The 16,320-nt window shown below is 62.2% G+C and carries 13 protein-coding genes and 2 pseudogenes; 7 read left to right on the forward strand and 8 right to left on the reverse strand.

Annotated features, from left to right (window positions below; genetic code table 11):
- Window positions 1-79 precede the first annotated feature (79 nt).
- Genes yidC through rpmH form a run of 4 tightly spaced genes read right to left on the reverse strand, consistent with a single transcriptional unit; the run spans window position 80 to window position 2,583 of the window.
- The gene (gene yidC / locus IPM89_13790; protein ID QQS55938.1) at window positions 80-1,867 is read right to left on the reverse strand and encodes a membrane protein insertase YidC; all 1,788 of its coding nucleotides are present in this window, start codon (window positions 1,865-1,867) and stop codon (window positions 80-82) included.
- A complete protein-coding gene (gene yidD / locus IPM89_13795; protein ID QQS53894.1) occupies window positions 1,867-2,097 on the reverse strand; it encodes a membrane protein insertion efficiency factor YidD in 231 nt (76 codons plus the stop codon). The genes yidC and yidD overlap by 1 nt, the downstream gene beginning before the upstream one ends.
- Window positions 2,082-2,444, reverse strand: coding sequence for a ribonuclease P protein component (rnpA, locus tag IPM89_13800; protein QQS53895.1), 363 nt, complete (start codon window positions 2,442-2,444; stop codon window positions 2,082-2,084). The genes yidD and rnpA overlap by 16 nt, the downstream gene beginning before the upstream one ends.
- A 4-nt stretch (window positions 2,445-2,448) precedes the next feature.
- Entirely contained in the window at window positions 2,449-2,583 is a 135-nt protein-coding gene (rpmH, locus tag IPM89_13805) for a 50S ribosomal protein L34 (GenBank protein ID QQS53896.1), read from the reverse strand.
- 203 nt (window positions 2,584-2,786) lie between these two features.
- Here rpmH and dnaA point away from each other — a divergent pair, with 203 nt between their 5' ends.
- From dnaA to gyrB, 4 genes are all read left to right on the forward strand, one after another.
- On the forward strand, window positions 2,787-4,145 hold the full coding sequence (dnaA, locus tag IPM89_13810) for a chromosomal replication initiator protein DnaA (protein QQS53897.1): 1,359 nt from the start codon (window positions 2,787-2,789) through the stop codon (window positions 4,143-4,145).
- A 572-nt stretch (window positions 4,146-4,717) separates the two neighbouring features.
- Window positions 4,718-5,818: a DNA polymerase III subunit beta gene (dnaN, locus tag IPM89_13815; GenBank protein ID QQS53898.1), complete on the forward strand. Its 1,101-nt coding sequence runs from the start codon at window positions 4,718-4,720 to the stop codon at window positions 5,816-5,818.
- Window positions 5,819-5,881: 63 nt separating this feature from the next.
- Window positions 5,882-6,985, forward strand: a complete 1,104-nt coding sequence (gene recF, locus IPM89_13820) for a DNA replication/repair protein RecF (GenBank protein ID QQS53899.1) — start codon at window positions 5,882-5,884, stop codon at window positions 6,983-6,985.
- Between the two features lie 36 nt (window positions 6,986-7,021).
- Window positions 7,022-9,427 carry a DNA topoisomerase (ATP-hydrolyzing) subunit B gene (gyrB, locus tag IPM89_13825; GenBank protein ID QQS53900.1) on the forward strand — a complete coding sequence of 802 codons (2,406 nt, stop codon included), beginning with the start codon at window positions 7,022-7,024 and terminating at the stop codon, window positions 9,425-9,427.
- On the opposite strand, the gene IPM89_13830 is transcribed toward gyrB, so the two are convergent.
- Window positions 9,424-10,404: a cation transporter gene (locus tag IPM89_13830; protein QQS53901.1), complete on the reverse strand. Its 981-nt coding sequence runs from the start codon at window positions 10,402-10,404 to the stop codon at window positions 9,424-9,426. The genes gyrB and IPM89_13830 overlap by 4 nt on opposite strands.
- 86 nt (window positions 10,405-10,490) lie before the next feature.
- Here IPM89_13830 and IPM89_13835 point away from each other — a divergent pair, with 86 nt between their 5' ends.
- The gene (locus tag IPM89_13835) at window positions 10,491-12,134 is read left to right on the forward strand and encodes a hypothetical protein (GenBank protein ID QQS53902.1); all 1,644 of its coding nucleotides are present in this window, start codon (window positions 10,491-10,493) and stop codon (window positions 12,132-12,134) included.
- A gap of 24 nt (window positions 12,135-12,158) precedes the next feature.
- Here IPM89_13835 and IPM89_13840 read toward each other — a convergent pair whose 3' ends face one another.
- The 3 genes and pseudogenes from IPM89_13840 to IPM89_13850 all read right to left on the reverse strand — a co-directional run bounded on the left by IPM89_13840 (window position 12,159) and on the right by IPM89_13850 (window position 15,175).
- Window positions 12,159-12,917 carry a CDP-alcohol phosphatidyltransferase family protein gene (locus IPM89_13840; GenBank protein QQS53903.1) on the reverse strand — a complete coding sequence of 253 codons (759 nt, stop codon included), beginning with the start codon at window positions 12,915-12,917 and terminating at the stop codon, window positions 12,159-12,161.
- Window positions 12,918-12,965: 48 nt separating this feature from the next.
- Window positions 12,966-13,409, reverse strand: a complete 444-nt coding sequence (locus IPM89_13845) for a hypothetical protein (protein ID QQS53904.1) — start codon at window positions 13,407-13,409, stop codon at window positions 12,966-12,968.
- Between the two features lie 380 nt (window positions 13,410-13,789).
- Window positions 13,790-15,175 (reverse strand): annotated as a pseudogene (locus tag IPM89_13850) (IS1380 family transposase).
- A gap of 112 nt (window positions 15,176-15,287) precedes the next feature.
- On the opposite strand from IPM89_13850, the pseudogene IPM89_13855 reads away from it, so the two are divergent.
- Both IPM89_13855 and IPM89_13860 read left to right on the forward strand, forming a co-directional pair.
- Window positions 15,288-15,502: pseudogene (locus IPM89_13855) on the forward strand (transposase).
- A gap of 255 nt (window positions 15,503-15,757) precedes the next feature.
- Window positions 15,758-16,255: a prepilin-type N-terminal cleavage/methylation domain-containing protein gene (locus IPM89_13860; protein ID QQS53905.1), complete on the forward strand. Its 498-nt coding sequence runs from the start codon at window positions 15,758-15,760 to the stop codon at window positions 16,253-16,255.
- Window positions 16,256-16,320 lie beyond the last annotated feature (65 nt).

Raw genomic sequence — 16,320 nt, forward strand, 5'->3', positions numbered from 1 at the left:
CCTCAGGGAGAGAGGAAACGGCACTCCTTCCCTCCTTGCGAGGAAGGGTTAGGGTAAGAAGCAAAGGGTTACGCCACCATTACTTCTTGCGCTTGCCGGAGTTCTTCGAATCGGGCAAGGCCTGCTTGGCGAGCGTCAACAGCTTTTTGGCCTGTCCGCCGAGACCCGATCCGGCCTTGGCCTTGAGCGCCGCGGCGTCGGCGCCCGACTCCACCCGCTTGGTGATGACCCACTGCTGGGCGATGGATAGCATGTTGTTCACCACCCAGTACAATACCAGCCCGGACGGGAACCACAGGAACATGAAGGTGAACACGATCGGCAGCGCCATCATCACCTTGGCCTGGATCGGATCGGGCGGCGCCGGGCTCAGCTTCTGCTGGACGAACATGGTGACGCCCATGACCAGCGGCAGCACGTAGAACGGGTCCGGGATCGACATGTCCCTGATCCAGAACATGAACGGTGCCTGGCGCAACTGCACGCTTTCCACCAGCACCCAGTATAGGGCGATGAACACCGGAATCTGCACCAGAATCGGCAGGCAACCACCCAGCGGATTGACCTTTTCCTTTTTGTACAGGCCCATCATCGCTTCGTTCATCTTCTGCTTGTCGTCGCCGTACAGTTCCTTGAGCCGGGTCAATTCCGGCGCCAACCGGCGCATGTTGGCCATCGAACGGTAGCTGGTCTCCGACAACTTGTAGAACGCCAGCTTGATCAACAGGGTGAGGATAATGATCGACCAACCCCAGTTGCCGATAATGTTGTGGATCCATTTCAGCAGCCAGAACAGCGGCTCGGCGATGATGGTCAACATGCCGTAGTCCACGGTCAATTGCAGGTTGGGAGCGATGTCCGCCAGCACACCCTGCAACTTGGGACCCACGTACAGGCGGGTGCGAAAATCGCCGGTCGCGCCGGCCGGCACGGCCTGCGCCGCCCCGCGCATCCCCACCATATAGCGGTTGCCGCCGACCACCCGGGTGTAGAAATCGTCGGTCTCACCCGGATTCGGCACCCAGGCGCCGAGGAAATAATGCTGGATCATGGCCACCCAGCCATCCTTGACCGGCTGGTTCAGCTCCTTTTTGGCGATATCGTCGAAGGAGATTTTTTCGTAGCGCTGTTCGGGCGTGGAAATCACCGCGCCGGTATAGGTGATGACGCCACTGCCGAAAAAGCTGTGGCTGACATGCGGCGGGGTGCGCTGGAACTGGCGGTACTGACTACCCTGCCAGTCGGCGGCGCTGCCGTTTTCCACCCGCTGGTTCAGTTCAACCAGGAAGCTGCCGCGACGGAACGTGTAGGTCTTGATCACCTTCAGGCCGGACGGGTCCGACCAGTTCAACCGCACTTCCAGCGTATCCTGACCATCCGCCAACCGGTATTCGTCCTGCTCGACGCTGAATTGGGCGTAATGATTGGGGGCGGGCGCGTCGTTCAGCGCCAGCAGCCCGGACTGGGCGATGAAAATGTCCGCCCCGCTATCCTTGAGCAACTGAAAGGGCTGGTCCGGCTGCTGCACCGATTCCGGATAAGTACGCAACCCGACCCGGCGCAGGTCGCCGCCCAGGGTATCGATCTCGGCCTCGAATACGTCGGTGACGACCCGCACCCGCTGGCCGCCGCCCAGGGCCTGGGGTCCCGCGCTTATCGCCGGCGCGGCGGCCGGCACGTCCTCACCGGGCTTCAGCGCCGGCAGGACGGATGAGGGGCCGGCCGGGACGGTTGAACTGGCCGGCGCCGAAGCGACCGGCGGGGCCGGCGGCGGATGTTTCTTGGCCTGAAATTCCAGCCAGTTCTGCCATAGCAGAAACAGCACGAACGCCATGGCGGCGATCAGCAACAAACGTTGGTTTTCCATCATCGGTCCTTCGGGACAGGTTCGGGAACAGGATCGACGCCACCCGGATGCCAGGGATGACAGCGCAGCACGCGCCGGATCGCCAGCCAACCGCCGCGCAGGGCGCCATGGCGTTCGATGGCCTCGCGGGCATACTGGGAACAGCTCGGATAAAAACGGCAGTGGTTGCCCAATAATGGGCTGAGCAAGAGTTGGTAGCCGCGGATCAGGACGATCAGGATGGCGCGCATGGCCGCGCGAACCTCCGCCAGTGCCGTTGCAGCGAGGCAAACAGGATCGCATTGCCCTGCTCCGCCGCGCCGGCGCGGCCCATCACCACGCAGTCCAACCCGCCGATCCCTGGCTGGTGGTGTCGGAAGCTTTCACGCACCACCCGCTTGAGGCGGTTGCGCGCCACGGCGGATTTCGCGACCTTACGAGAGATGGCCAGGCCCAGGCGGGAATGAGGCAAATCGTTGGGGCGGGCAAGCACGGTAAAATAGCGGTCGCTGGATTTGACCGGCCGGGCGAACACGCCGGTAAAGGCTTGCCGGCCGGTCAACCGGGCGCGGCGCGGAAAGCGCGCGCCACCAGCCATGGAGTCAGGGCGCCAGCCGGGCGCGGCCCTTGGCGCGGCGTGCCCTGATAACCTGACGACCACCCCGGGTGGCCATGCGGGCGCGAAACCCGTGGGTACGCTTGCGGTGGATATTGCTGGGCTGGAAAGTCCGCTTCATGTCGTGGTTCCTTAAAGGTGCTTGCGAGGCAAACCGGTTTGCGATTTTTATCGCAAACGCGAAACTTACTGATCAAGAGATAAATTTGTCAAGCACTACGCAGCCTGCCATCAGCGCCGCGCCTGTGGATAAGTGGTGGATAAGCCATCGGCGAGCCACTAGACTGAGCAATTCCGCCTAAGGTGCCGCCGGGAGGACTGCCTGTGGACCATGAGTTGTGGAAAGCGTGCCTGAAATGTCTGGAACGCGAATTATCGGAACCCCAGTTGAACACCTGGATTCGACCGCTGCATGCCCGAGAGGACAACGGCGGCCTACACCTGCTCGCGCCGAATCGCTTCGTACTCGACTGGGTCAAGAAACACCATCTGACACAGATCAAGACCGTGCTGGAACAGCTACGACCCGAACAATCGCCGGAAGTGCTGCTGGAAATCGGCAGCGGCGCCGCCCAGGTCGAGCCGGCGGCGACTCAAGACGAGAAAGCGCCTCCGGCCGAGCCGTCCGCCGGACCGGCCATCGACGCCAGCGAGCTGCTCAAGAGCGGAGCGCTTAACCCGGATTTCACCTTTACCACCTTCGTCGAGGGTAATTCCAACCAGATTGCCCGGGCCGCCTGCCTGCAAGTCACGCAAAATCCCGGCAAGGCTTATAACCCACTGTTCATCTACGGCGGCACCGGCCTGGGCAAGACCCACCTTATCCACGCCGTCGGCAACATGCTGCGCGCACGCGACCCCAGCGCCCAGGTGGTCTACCAAAATTGCGAGTATTTCGTGGCCGACATGGTGCGCTCCCTGCAACACAACGCCATCAACGAGTTCAAGCGCCGCTATCGGGTATTGGATGCCTTGCTGATCGACGACGTACAGTTTCTGGCTGGCAAGGAGCGCTCGCAGGAAGAGTTTTTCTACACGTTCAACAGCCTGCTGGAAAGCCGCCAGCAGGTGATCCTGACCTGCGACCGCTACCCCAAGGAAGTCGCCGGCCTGGAAGACCGGCTCAAGTCGCGCTTTGGCTCCGGTCTGACCGTGGCGGTCGAGCCGCCGGAACTGGAAACCCGGGTGGCGATCCTCAAGAGCAAGGCCGAACAGATCCAGCTTGGTCTGCCCGACGAAGTCGCCTTCTTCATCGCCCAGCGTATCCGCTCCAACGTCCGCGAGCTGGAAGGCGCGCTGCGGCGAGTCTATGCCAATGCCCAGTTCACCGGCCGGCCCATTACCCTGGCTTTTGCCAAGGAGGTTTTGAGCGACCTGCTGACGCTGCAAGACAAGCTGGTCACCATCGAAAATATCCAACGAACCGTGGCGGATTACTACAAAATCAGCATCGGCGAGCTGCTGTCCAACAGTCGGCTGCGCGTCCTGTCCCGCCCCCGGCAGATCGCGATGGCGCTGACCAAGGAACTGACCGTGCTCAGCCTGCCGGAGATCGGCGAGGCGTTCGGTGGGCGGGATCACACCACCGTCCTGCACGCCTGTCGGAGGGTGCGGGAACTCCGGCACAGTGACCCGCAGATCCGCGACGATTATACTAATTTGCTGTCGACGCTGACTAACTAGAAAATCCCTGTGGATAAGCTCTGTGGATAAGTTGAATAACTTTCAAACGCTCGGCGACTGGCGAGTTAACTTAAATAATTACTCGCAATAATTTTCAGAAAATCAAATTATTAAAAGTTATTTAGTGGATTAAACCCATATGACTGATAATTTCACCACGAACTGCCTATAAAAGCGGAAAATAGCCTGTGGATAACTTTGTGGATAAGTCGGCCATTTCTGTGGATAAGTCGGCAAAATCTGTGGATAACTTTGTGGATAACTTTTGACCCTCAAAAAGTTATCCACAGGAAAATGGACTTATCCACATTTCATCCACAGACTTATCCACAGGAAAAACCGATGTATCTTATTTATTTTTAACAATAAAAAAAAGTTATCCACAGAAAACGGCCTCCCTAATAATAATAATCTTTTAATATATATAAGATCTTCTTTTATTGTTGGGGCGACGCGAAAAGCAGGTCGTGCCGACAGACAAAATTTTATTTACCATACACTCAAGTAGGAAATTGGGGCTACCCACCCAAGCACGGTGAAGACCGAACGAACAGGCCTATCGGAGAACTTCGATGAAACTGGAAGCCAAGCGCGAGCAACTGCTCAAACCGTTGCAGCATGTGATCGGCGCGGTCGAACGTCGGCAGACGCTGCCGATCCTGACCAATGTGTTGGTGTCGGCGCGGGAACGGGAACTGACCCTGACCACCACCGATCTGGAAATGGAACTGTCGGTCCGGGTCGAACTGCAAGTGGAGACGCCAGGCGAGACCACCCTCCCGGCCCGCAGGCTACACGACATCTTGCGCGCCCTGCCGGACGAGGCCACCGTGACGCTGAGCGTCGAGGGCGACAAGGCCACCGTGCGCTGCGGCCGCAGCCGTTTTACCCTGATCACCCTGCCGGCCGGCGATTTCCCCACCCTGGAGGACTTGCCGTTCGAAGGCGATATCCGTTTGCCGCAGGGCATCCTGCGTGGCCTGATCGAGCGCACCCATTTCGCCATGGCTCAGCAGGACGTGCGCTACTACCTCAACGGCCTGCTGCTGGAAGTCAGCCCCGGCGTGCTACGACTGGTCGCCACCGACGGCCACCGGCTGGCGTTCCAGGAATTGCGAACCGAAGTCGATGTGGCGGAAACCCGCCAGGTGATCGTGCCGCGCAAGGGCGTGCTGGAATTGCTGCGCTTGCTGGGCGACAACGAGCTCGAAGCGAGGATCCGGATCGGCGCCAACCACATCCGGCTGGTGCTGGGCGACGTTTGCCTGACCTCCAAGCTGATCGAGGGCAAGTTCCCCGACTACCAGCGCGTGATCCCCAGCGAGGGCGATCGGGTGGTGATCGCCGACCGGCTGGTGCTGCGCGGCGCGCTGGCGCGGGCCGGTATCGTGCTCAACGACAAGACCCAGGGCGTGCGCCTGCAACTGGAAGATTGGATCCTGCGGGCGCAGGCGCAAAATTCCGAGCAGGAAGAGGCCGAGGAGGACGTCGAAATCAACTACAGTGGTGGCCCGCTGGAGGTCGGTTTCAACGTGACGTATCTGCTCGACGCGCTGGGCGCGCTGGGCGGCGAGCTGGCCAAGCTGTCCTTTTCCGACTCGGCCAGCAGTTGTCTGATCGAGGAAGCCGACGGCCGCGGTGGCAAGCATGTCATCATGCCGATGCGGCTCTGATGCAGGGTATCGGGGTCAGGGGCCGGTGAGCGCCGCTCCTGGAGCGGCGCGCTAAGGCCAGCCATGCGGGTCGCCACCCTCGACATTACCGGATTTCGCAACCTGCGGCCGGTTCGGATCGACTGTTCGCCCGGCCTGAACCTGCTGGTCGGTCCCAACGCCTCCGGCAAGACCAGCCTGCTGGAGGCGTTGTACGTTCTGGGCCGTGGCCGTTCGTTCCGTGCCCGCCAGCCGCGAGAGTTGATTCAAACCGACGCGCCCTGGTTTCGAGTGGTGGCGATGCTGGACGGCGGCGACGGGCGGCGGCGGCCGGTCGGCATCGAACGCGGCCCGCGCGAGCTGGCCCTCCGCATCGACGGCGCGCCGACCCGCTCGCTGGCGAAGCTGGCCCGGCAGGTGCCGGTATTGCTGCTCAATCCAGACAGCCACCGGCTGCTGGAAGACGGGCCACGTCAGCGGCGACGCTTCATGGACTGGGGGCTGTTTCACGCCGAACCGACCTTCATCGACGCCTGGCGGCGCTACGAGACGGCCCTGCGCCACCGCAACGCCGCCTTGCGGGCCGGAGCCGCCGACCGGGCGGTGGATGCCTGGGATGGCGAACTGGTGGCGGCGGCCGCGACTCTCGACCGGCTGCGCGATGCCTTCTGTACGGCCCTGGAAGGCGTCCTGGAGCCGTTGGCGGCCCGGACCCTGGGTGAGGCAGGGGTGGAGGTCGATTATCGCCGTGGCTGGCCTCTGGAGCCGTTAGAGCGGGATTTCGCGGCATGGTTGCGGGTGGGGCGCGGCTCGGATCGCCAGCAGGGCCATACCCGGTCGGGGCCACATCGGGCTGATTTCGTGCTCCGGGTCGCCGGTCATCCACCCGGCGCGGCGCTTTCCCGCGGCCAACAGAAGCTGCTGGTGATCGCGCTGCTGCTGGCGCAGGCGGAGCTGTACCGCCGCCACCTCGGCGATGCCTGCATTTTGTTGATCGACGATCTGCCGGCGGAATTGGACCCCGGCAACCGGGCGCGGGTGTCGCGGGCCCTGGCGGAACTGGACACGCAGTTGTTCATCACCGCCATTGAGCCGGGACTGTTGGATATCGCGCCTTGGCGCGCGGCAAAGACCTTCGGTCTGGTGGGCGGCGAAGTACGCGAAATGGAAGTACGCGAAATGATATAATCCCGCGTCTTTTGCGGCATTCGGGAAGCGGGAGTCATGAATCAGTCGTACACCTCATCGAGCATCACGGTCCTGGAAGGGCTGGACGCGGTCCGCAAGCGGCCCGGCATGTACATCGGCGATACCGATGACGGCACCGGTTTGCATCACATGGTGTTCGAGGTGGTGGACAACTCGATCGACGAGGCGCTGGCCGGCTATTGCACCGAGATCAGCGTGACGATTCACGCCGACGAAGCGGTCACGGTGACGGACAACGGCCGCGGCGTTCCCACCGACGAGCACTCGAAGGGTCGCTCCGCCGCCGAAGTGATCATGACCGTGCTGCATGCCGGCGGCAAGTTCGACGACCGCTCCTACAAGGTTTCCGGTGGCCTGCACGGGGTCGGTGTGTCGGTGGTCAACGCCCTGTCCGAGTCGCTGCGTCTGACCATCCGTCGCGACGGCAAAATCCACCAGCAGGACTACCACCTCGGCGTGCCGCTGGCGCCGCTGCGGGTGATCGGCGAGACCGACCAGACCGGCACCGAAATCCGTTTCAAGCCCAGCGCCATCTTCAGCAACATCGACTTCCACTACGACGTGCTGGCCAAGCGCCTGCGCGAGCTATCGTTTTTGAATTCCGGCGTCCGCATCCGATTGCGCGACGAGCGTACCAGCAAGGAAGACAGCTTCGAGTATCAGGGCGGCATCAAGGCTTTCGTCGAACATCTGAACCGTAACAAGACACCGCTGCACGACGATGTATTTTATCTAAACACCTCCCGCGACGAGATCCAGGTCGAACTGGCGATGCAGTGGAACGATTCCTACCAGGAAAACGTGTTCTGCTTCACCAACAACATTCCACAGCGCGATGGCGGCGCCCATCTGGCCGGCCTGCGCGGCGGGCTGACCCGCACCCTGAATCAGTTCATGGACGCGGAAGGGATTCTCAAGAAAGCCAAGGTCGAGACCAGCGGGGACGATGCCCGCGAGGGACTGACCGCCGTGCTGTCGGTGAAGCTGCACGACCCCAAATTCTCGTCGCAGACCAAGGACAAACTGGTGTCGTCCGAGGTCAAGCCGGTGATCGAGGCGGTGGTGGCGGAAAAGCTGCAAGAGTTTCTGCTGGAGAACCCCAGCGAGGCCAAGGCCATCACCGGCAAGATCATCGACGCCGCCCGCGCCCGCGAGGCCGCCCGCCGCGCCCGCGAGATGACCCGGCGCAAGGGTGCGCTGGACATCGCCGGCCTGCCGGGGAAATTGGCCGACTGCCAGGAAAAGGACCCGGCGCTGTCGGAGCTGTTTCTGGTCGAGGGCGATTCCGCCGGCGGTTCCGCCAAGCAGGGTCGCGACCGGCGCTTCCAGGCGATCCTGCCGCTGAAGGGCAAGATCCTGAATGTGGAAAAGGCCCGATTCGACAAGATGCTGGCTTCGGTGGAGGTCGGCACGCTGATCACCGCGCTGGGCTGCGGCATCGGCCGCGAGGAGTTCAATCCGGATAAGCTCCGTTACCATCGTGTTATTTTGATGACGGACGCCGATGTGGACGGCTCTCACATCCGTACCCTGTTGCTGACCTTTTTCTATCGGCAGATGCCCGAATTGATCGTGCGCGGGCACATCTACATCGCCCAGCCGCCACTGTACAAGATCAAGAAGGGCAAGCAGGAGCAATACGTCAAGGACGAGGGGGAACTCTCGACCAGCCTGCTGCAAACGGCGCTGGATGGCGCGGCGCTGACGGTCGGATCGGATGCGTCGGTGCTGGACGGCGGTGCGCTGGAAGAACTGGCTCGCGACCACATGCGGGTCATGGCGTTGATCCAGCGCTTGTCCCGGCGCTACGACGGCGCGCTGCTGGAGCAACTGGTTTACCAGCCGGCGCTGGACGGCGAGCGGTTGCGCGACGGCGATTCCTTGCGGGAATGGGCCGAAAGGCTGGTGGCGCGGCTGAACGACGGGTCGGGAGTCCGCTCGGTTTACGAAGCCACCATCGAAGCGCCGGAGGAGGACGGGACTCACAGTGTGACCATCACCCGTCGCACCCATAGTCTGGAACGGCGAATCCCGCTGACCGCGGAATTCTTTGCTTCCCACGAGTACGCCAGTCTCGCCCGGTTCGGTGCCAAGCTGGCGGGGGGGTTCGAGCGGGGCGCGGAAGTGCGGCGCGGCGAGCGCGGCCAGTCGGTGCGGAGTTTCAGCCAGGCCATGGCCTGGTTACAGGAGGAAGCCAAACGTGGCCAGCACATCCAGCGCTACAAGGGTCTGGGTGAAATGAACCCGGATCAGCTTTGGGAAACCACCATGAATCCGGAGACCCGCCGTCTGCTGCGGGTGCGCATTGAGGACGCCGTCGCCGCCGACGAGGTGTTCACCACCCTGATGGGCGATCAGGTCGAGCCACGGCGGGATTTCATCGAGCAGAACGCATTGGACGTGCTCAATCTGGATATCTAGCCGGCGCTGGCGGGTGGCTGGACGGCATGGTGGTTTTTTCCCGGACCACCGGAGACGGCGGCTTGCCTGCCCCGCGCGTCCAGCCAGTGCACCGTCCGCGTCATGGGTTCCGGTTGCAAGGTGACGTGGTGGATGCCGAACCGTTCGTCGAGCAGGACGAGGCAGGCATCGAGCACCGTCTCCCATTGGCACAGATCCCGCACCACCAGATGAGCGGAGAGCATGACCTTTTCCGGAGCCACGCTCCAGATGTGCAGGTCATGCACCGAAATCACGCCGGGCAGGCGGGCCAGGGACTGGCCCACATCCTCCAGCGCCAGATCGAACGGTGTGCCCTCCATCAGTCCGTGCAGGGCTTCGCGCAGCAGGCGCAGGCTGGAGAGCAGAACCAGCGCGCCGATGCCCAGCGAGAGCAGCGGGTCGATGGGCGTCCAACCGGTGAAGGCGATCACGATGCCGGACAGCAGGGCGGCCACCGAGCCCAGCAAGTCTCCCAGGACGTGCAGCAGCGCCGCGCGAGTGTTGAGACTCCGCTCCCCGCGACTGAGCAGCCAGGCCACCAGCAGGTTGATCGCCAGCCCGACAGCGGCGGCCAGCGAGACGGCCTCGCCGATGACGGCTTGGGGATCATGTAGTCGTTGCGTCGCGGAGACGGCCAGCCAGACCACCAGTGCCAGCATGGCGCCGCTATTGATCAGCGCCGCCAGAAATTCGGCGCGACCGAATCCGTAGCTGTGTCGGGTCGAGACCGGTCGCCGGGCCAACCAGGCGGCGGCGGCGGCCAACACCAGCGCGCCGGCGTCGTTGACCATGTGGCCCGCGTCGGCCACCAGTGCCAGCGATCCCGCCCACCAGCCTACCCCGGCCTCCACCCCGGCATACGCCAGGGTGATGGCGGCCGCGATCCACAGCATGCGGCCGGTGGCTTCGGAGTGGTGGTGATGGGTGTGCGTGTGAGTATGGGGATGATCATGCATGGGGGATGTAGGGTCCGTGATCGTTCCGTGCCATTCGCGCTGGAAACCGCGACGGGAGGTTGTGTTTGACGGTTTAGGAATCGTTGATGCCGAACTTGCTAAGAATATTCCTCGCGCTGCTGCTGTTGAACTCGGCGCTGACCTTTCAGAACCGCTGGCCGACCGTCGGCGTGCGCTGGGTGCCGGAGTTGTCCCTCGAACTGGCGATCCTGCTGTTGGCGCTGGCGGTGCTCGCCGCCTGGCGGGGTGTGCCGGGACGCACCGTGCGAAACATCCTGTTCGGGGGCTTCCTGCTGCTGGTGCTGGGGCGCTATCTGGACGTTACCGTGCCGGCGCTGATGGGACGGTCCATCAATCTGTACTGGGATAGCCAGCATCTGCCGCGGGTAGCCGCCATGTTTCTGGACAGCATTGCCGGTTGGCAATGGCTGTTGGCGCTGCTGGCGCTGCTGGCGCTGTTGCTGGCCCTGGTCGCCGTGCTGCGCTGGGCGTTTCATACGGTCGTGGCCGCGCTGGGACAACCGGCGGGCAGGCGCGGGCTCGGCGCGCTGGGGCTGGCGCTGTTGATGGTGTACGGCGCCGGCCGCTTGAGCCCGCGCCTGCCGGTGGAACATGAGTTTGCCTTGCCGGTCAGCAGGATGCTGGTCGAGCAGGTTAGGCTGGTACTGGACGCCACGCTGTTCAGGGATCATGGTCGGATCGCCGCCCAGTCGCCGTTGCCCGTCTCGGATCTGGGGCGTCTGGGTGGGGGCGATCTGTTCCTGATCTTTTTCGAGTCCTACGGCGCGCTGGTGTTCGACGATCCCCGCTTCGCTGTTCCGCTCGCCGGCGATTTTGCCGCTTTCGAGCACTCGCTGGACGCTTCCGGCTGGCGAGTGGCCTCGGCGCGGGTGGAGTCCAGCACCTTCGGCGGGTCGTCCTGGCTGGCGCATTCCAGCCTGTTGTCCGGGTTGCGCATCGCCGATCAGGGAGACTACCAGGACTTGCTGGCCTCCGACCGGGCCACGCTCGCCAGCCGCCTGGCCGCCGTGGGCTATCGCACGATCTCGGTGATGCCCGGCCTTAAGTACGCCTGGCCGGAAGGACAATTTTATCGCTTCGATCAAATCCACAACGCCGGGCGGTTGAATTACCCCGGTCCCGCTTACGGTTGGTGGGTCATTCCCGATCAATACAGCCTGTACCACATTCACCAGACCGAGGTCGCGCCGGCCGGCCGTGCGCCGCTGTTGGTGTTTTACCCGACCATCAACAGCCATGCGCCGTTCGCACCGCTACCGCCGTACCAGCCGGACTGGAGCGTTTTCGACGCGGCTCCCACCGCCGCCGTGGTCGCGGAGGCGGTGGAGTTGAATCATCGACTGGATGGTCGGGAACTGGCTTCGGCCTACCTGCAAAGCATTCGCTACAACCTGGAGGTGCTGGGGGGCTATCTGCGCCGGTACGCGCCGGCGAACGCGCTGCTGCTGGTGCTGGGCGATCACCAGCCGCCGGCGGTGGTCGGTGGTCAAGGAATTCCCTGGCAGGTGCCGGTTCATCTGTTCTCGCGCGACCCGGCGCTGATCGAAGCGTTCGAGCAGGCGGGGTTTCGGCCGGGCATCATGCCGGGTCCAGCCGCGCTGGGTGGCATTGAGGCGCTGGGACCGCTGTTGCTGCGGACGCTGGATAGCCGGTCGCATGGCTCGTCGGAACCAGCGCCGCTTACGGTCGCCGCGCCGCGAACTCGATGAGGGCAAGCCAGGCTCGACGACGGTTCATCGAGCATCCTCCTCCAGGGTAGAGCGGTGGGTCCGCCACAGCCAACGAACGTCCACCGCAAACGAGAGCGCCAGCAGTCCCAGCGCGGCGGCGGCCAGCGCCGTCGTCCAGGGGGGAATCAGCGGCGGCGCCAGGCATAGCGCCAGCACGGCGGTCTGAAGCACGCAGACAGCCTGCCGACGCCAGCGCGGCGGCAGCGGCCGGTTCAGCCAGGGCAAGGCGTAACCCAGCGCGACGAAACCGTAGCGCAGGAGGCCCGACAGCAGCACCCAAGCACCGGCCTTGCCCGACTGGAAGAGCAGAGCGGCCAGGATCAGAATGAAGAAGGCGTCCACTTCCATGTCGAAGCGGGCCCCGAACCGACTTTGCAGGCCGCCACGTCGCGCCAGCCAACCGTCGATGCCATCGAGCGCCAGGGCCAGCCCGGCCAGCGCGGCGACGAACCAGCTTTGGTCCGGCGTCATCTCGGGTCGACCAATCAGACCCGCCGCCAGCGCCGCCATGCCGGCGCGTGACAGGGTCACCTGGTTGGCCGCGCCGAAGGTGAGCAGCGGTAAATGCTGGGGCAAAAACGGGCTCAGGGCGAGCAGCAGTCCGGTAAATACGGCGAGACATTGGACGATATAGCCGTTGGGGAGACGAAGCGCGTCGGTGGCGAGCGACGCCAGCCCCGCCACCAATAATAGCGCCGGGACGAGGCTGCGCAGGGTGCTGGCCAGCAGCGGCTGGAGCGGAGATTCGGCGGTATCGGTCATGACGGGCCATCGCCGCGCGGTGAAAAAGCGGTGGCTCTCAACGCGCGCTTATCCCTGTTCTGGAAGGGCCAGATCTTCGGGCTGGATGGCTTCCAGGCGGGCAAGGTTGCGGGTGAGTCCGCTCAGACCGTTCGACAGGTTCTGGTTCAGAATCCGATCCAACAGCGGATCTTCCAGGCTGACCCGCGCCACCTGAATCGCAACGACCAAATCGGACAACTCCGCTTGATAGCGCCGCCAATCCGCCGCCAGTTGCCGGATTTGCGCCGCTGCCCTGGTGGGCGATTGCAGATCGATTTTCCCCTCCAGGCTTGTGCGCAGATCCACGACTTCCCGCCCGAATTGATGGCTTATCTCACCCAGGCGGCGAATGCAGGGCTCTATCGTATCGGGCACTTTATCGCGCAGCAGATCGCCGGTGCTGATCAAAACGGTCAGCGGGGAGCTTAATTCGTGCAGCAGGGAGGGCACCGTTGTCGGGGCGGTCGCCATAATAGCTTCCTCAATGGGTGACACACATCGAATCTTTCATCCTGGCTATTTAAGGCCAATCCCCATGAAAACGCCATGTTGCTTGAAACGGCGCTACACTAGGCCGTGTTCACAAAATCATGCTTCGTGTGCGAGACTGTTAGCCCGAATGTTTCATAAAACTGTGATTGGCGCCAGAGGTTACCCCGCGTAATCAGATTCAGGGCGTGACTGGGTGGATGGACCGGTTATCCATAGGGAAATCGGTGACGGAATCGAGGTTACGCCGGTTGATGGGGTATCGAGGTACGCCTACTGGGGCAGTGGCCGCCAGACGGGCGGCACGCCACCGACCCCGACGAGCCTGAGTATCTACCGGCGTGGAGGTTGACCGCGCGGAGTCAAGCGGGGAGCGGTGGTGGCGGTCGGGTCAAGAACAGGAGGTTGGTGACCCGGCGCAGCAGGGTCTTGACCGGGCAACTCGTGGGTCAGTGCAGTTTGATCCGGTCCTTATAGGCCACCACTCGCACCGCCAACTTGAACAGCTTGAGGATGACGGTGGCCGGTTGGGCCTTCGCCAGTTCGGTATGGACCCGCACCTCGGTCCGCAGGGCCTGATGCAGGACATAAGCGGCGCAGGAGAAGAACAGGCGCAGGGGGTTGGCGAGGAAACGGTGGTCCGAGGTGCGATCGCTGGCCCAGTCGTTCTTGACCATTTTGATGAAATTTTCGTCCTGGCCGCGCGCGCTGTAGAGATCGCGGTACAGGCATTCCGGGGTGGGCAGGTTCAGCGAGGTGACGACGAAGCGCGGGTTATCGCCCAGCGTCATCACCTCGGCCTTGAGGATGACCCGAAACGCCTGCGGCCAGGTGTCGGCCCCGTAGGCGATTTCATGGTAGGTTCGGGTCGGGGTCGGCGGGAGCAACCCGACCCGGCGGGCGTGCTCAAGGCGGCGGCGGTGAGCGGCCAGGAACGGCTCGGCCAAGGGCGACAGGGTCCGGTTGCCGGCTAGCCCAAAGATGAAGTCGAGTTGCGGATCCGCCACCACCAGTTGCATCAGTTCGGGATTGGCGAAGTGGGCATCGCCCCGCAGTACGATGCGGGTCTGGGGCCAGGCCGCGCGCAGCCGCTTGATGACCCGCCTCACCATCATGGCGTTTTCGGCGCCGGTTGGGCGCTTACCGGGGCGCAGCGCGGCCGTGATGAATTGGCCCGAGAGCCCCTCGAAGAGAAACAGCGGCAGATAACAGTGATGACGGTAATAGGGGTTGTAGAAGCTGAATTCCTGCTGCCCGTGCGTCGGATCCTCGGAATGATCCAGATCCAACACGATCACCGCCGGGGGCGTGGGGTCGCTGGCGATGAACGGCTCGACGAAGGCCCGTGCCAGGCGATAGAGATCCCGGGTCGAGACGGCGTTCTCCAGCCGGGAGAAGGTGGGGCCGCTGGCCAAATCCAGGGCGTGCGCCAAGGGATGGCGGTCCACGCCGAGCTTAAACAGCGGGTCGGTCCGTAGCGTATTGGCGTCATTGCCGTCGGCGTAGCCACAGGCGATCTGAAAAATCCGTGGGGCCAACAGGTCGCGCAAGGGGTGCGTGATGTACGACGGATGGCGTTGGTCATCGACCGCTGAGGTGAGACGGTCAATCAGCCCGATCTGCGGATCGATGCCGCGCAGAATCAGCGGGCCAATGTCCGACGACATCGCCCCGCCGTCGAACTCGGCGCGCACGGTCAGGCCGGCGACCGGGGGAAAACGCAATGGCTCCGGGGTAGAATGGGACATGGGCGACCTCGTTTGGCTTCTCCGAAGCGTTATTGGCATAACACTCATTATATCAATAAGTTGAACGAGGTTCGCCCTTCTTTTATGAATAATTCGGGCTAAAACCCACGCCTTGGCGGTGGAGTGGCTCAATGACTGGGACCCATCTTCCAGGTACTGCGGTACCCGAAACACCCCTTAACGAACAACGAGGCCGAGCGCGCCCTGCGGCATGGGGTGATCGCGCGCAAGATCAGTCTGGGCACCCGCACCCCGGTCGGCTCGCGGGTCTTCGCTCTGCTCGCCAGCGTCATCGATACCTGTCGCCAGCGCGGCCACTCCCCTTGGCGCACTCTCGAACGCGCCATCGCCGACCGCCGCGCCGGACTGCCTCTCGCCCCTTTACCCCAGTAGAGTAGAGGGGAATGAACGGCTACTTCATGAACCACTCCATCCAACAGGAAACCACTCGGCTCCATGCCCATTACCCAGTCCAATTCCAATCTGCTCGGCTCCGCCTCGTGGCTTGACCCAGGGGCGCGCTCGACGGGTTACGCCCATCGTCAAATACTCCTAATATAAATAAATAGCAACTTAAGAATCATGGTTAATTATACTGCTCGGTTAATAGAAGACACACAAAAAGTGACAAGAAAGTACTGCGGATTTACGCTAGTCGAACTATTATTAGCGCTTGTTGTAAGTGGAATTTTAGCAACTCTTGCATTAAACACATACAGTAGATACATGGATCGTTTAAAAACAATGCAGGCAAGGAATGATATTCTACATATTCAATTAGTGATCCAGCGTTATTATACTGTTAAGTTTAAGCATCCTGAATCTCTTGGTGAATTGACAGAGCAAATTCCTCAGTTAGATCCATGGGGAAATCCCTATCAATACTTGAACATTACCACTACGAAAGGAAAAGGTAAGATACGTAAAGATCACAATTTGGTTCCTTTAAATACCGATTATGATCTATACAGCATGGGTAAAGATGGGAAAAGTGTATCTCCACTAACGGCCAAGGCAAGTCGAGATGATATTGTCAGAGCCAATAATGGGGGATTTATTGGATTAGCTTCCGAATACTGATAGATAAAACCGCTTAACTCATGAAAATAGAAATGGTTTTTCTCCGGAGTAAAGTAGCACAAAGA

The organism is Candidatus Competibacteraceae bacterium, from assembly GCA_016699715.1.
Taxonomy (GTDB): domain Bacteria; phylum Pseudomonadota; class Gammaproteobacteria; order Competibacterales; family Competibacteraceae; genus Competibacter.

Excerpts from the sequence above, each read along its gene's own strand:
- rnpA (QQS53895.1), bottom strand. The coding sequence starts at position 2,444 with ATGGCTGGTGGCGCGCGCTTTCCGCGCCGCGCCCGGTTGACCGGCCGG.
- gyrB (QQS53900.1), top strand. The coding sequence starts at position 7,022 with ATGAATCAGTCGTACACCTCATCGAGCATCACGGTCCTGGAAGGGCTG.
- IPM89_13840 (QQS53903.1), bottom strand. The coding sequence starts at position 12,917 with ATGACCGATACCGCCGAATCTCCGCTCCAGCCGCTGCTGGCCAGCACC.
- rpmH (QQS53896.1), bottom strand. The coding sequence starts at position 2,583 with ATGAAGCGGACTTTCCAGCCCAGCAATATCCACCGCAAGCGTACCCAC.
- IPM89_13830 (QQS53901.1), bottom strand. The coding sequence starts at position 10,404 with ATGCATGATCATCCCCATACTCACACGCACACCCATCACCACCACTCC.
- yidC (QQS55938.1), bottom strand. The coding sequence starts at position 1,867 with ATGGAAAACCAACGTTTGTTGCTGATCGCCGCCATGGCGTTCGTGCTG.
- recF (QQS53899.1), top strand. The coding sequence starts at position 5,882 with ATGCGGGTCGCCACCCTCGACATTACCGGATTTCGCAACCTGCGGCCG.
- dnaN (QQS53898.1), top strand. The coding sequence starts at position 4,718 with ATGAAACTGGAAGCCAAGCGCGAGCAACTGCTCAAACCGTTGCAGCAT.
- yidD (QQS53894.1), bottom strand. The coding sequence starts at position 2,097 with ATGCGCGCCATCCTGATCGTCCTGATCCGCGGCTACCAACTCTTGCTC.
- IPM89_13845 (QQS53904.1), bottom strand. The coding sequence starts at position 13,409 with ATGGCGACCGCCCCGACAACGGTGCCCTCCCTGCTGCACGAATTAAGC.
- IPM89_13860 (QQS53905.1), top strand. The coding sequence starts at position 15,758 with ATGGTTAATTATACTGCTCGGTTAATAGAAGACACACAAAAAGTGACA.
- IPM89_13835 (QQS53902.1), top strand. The coding sequence starts at position 10,491 with ATGCCGAACTTGCTAAGAATATTCCTCGCGCTGCTGCTGTTGAACTCG.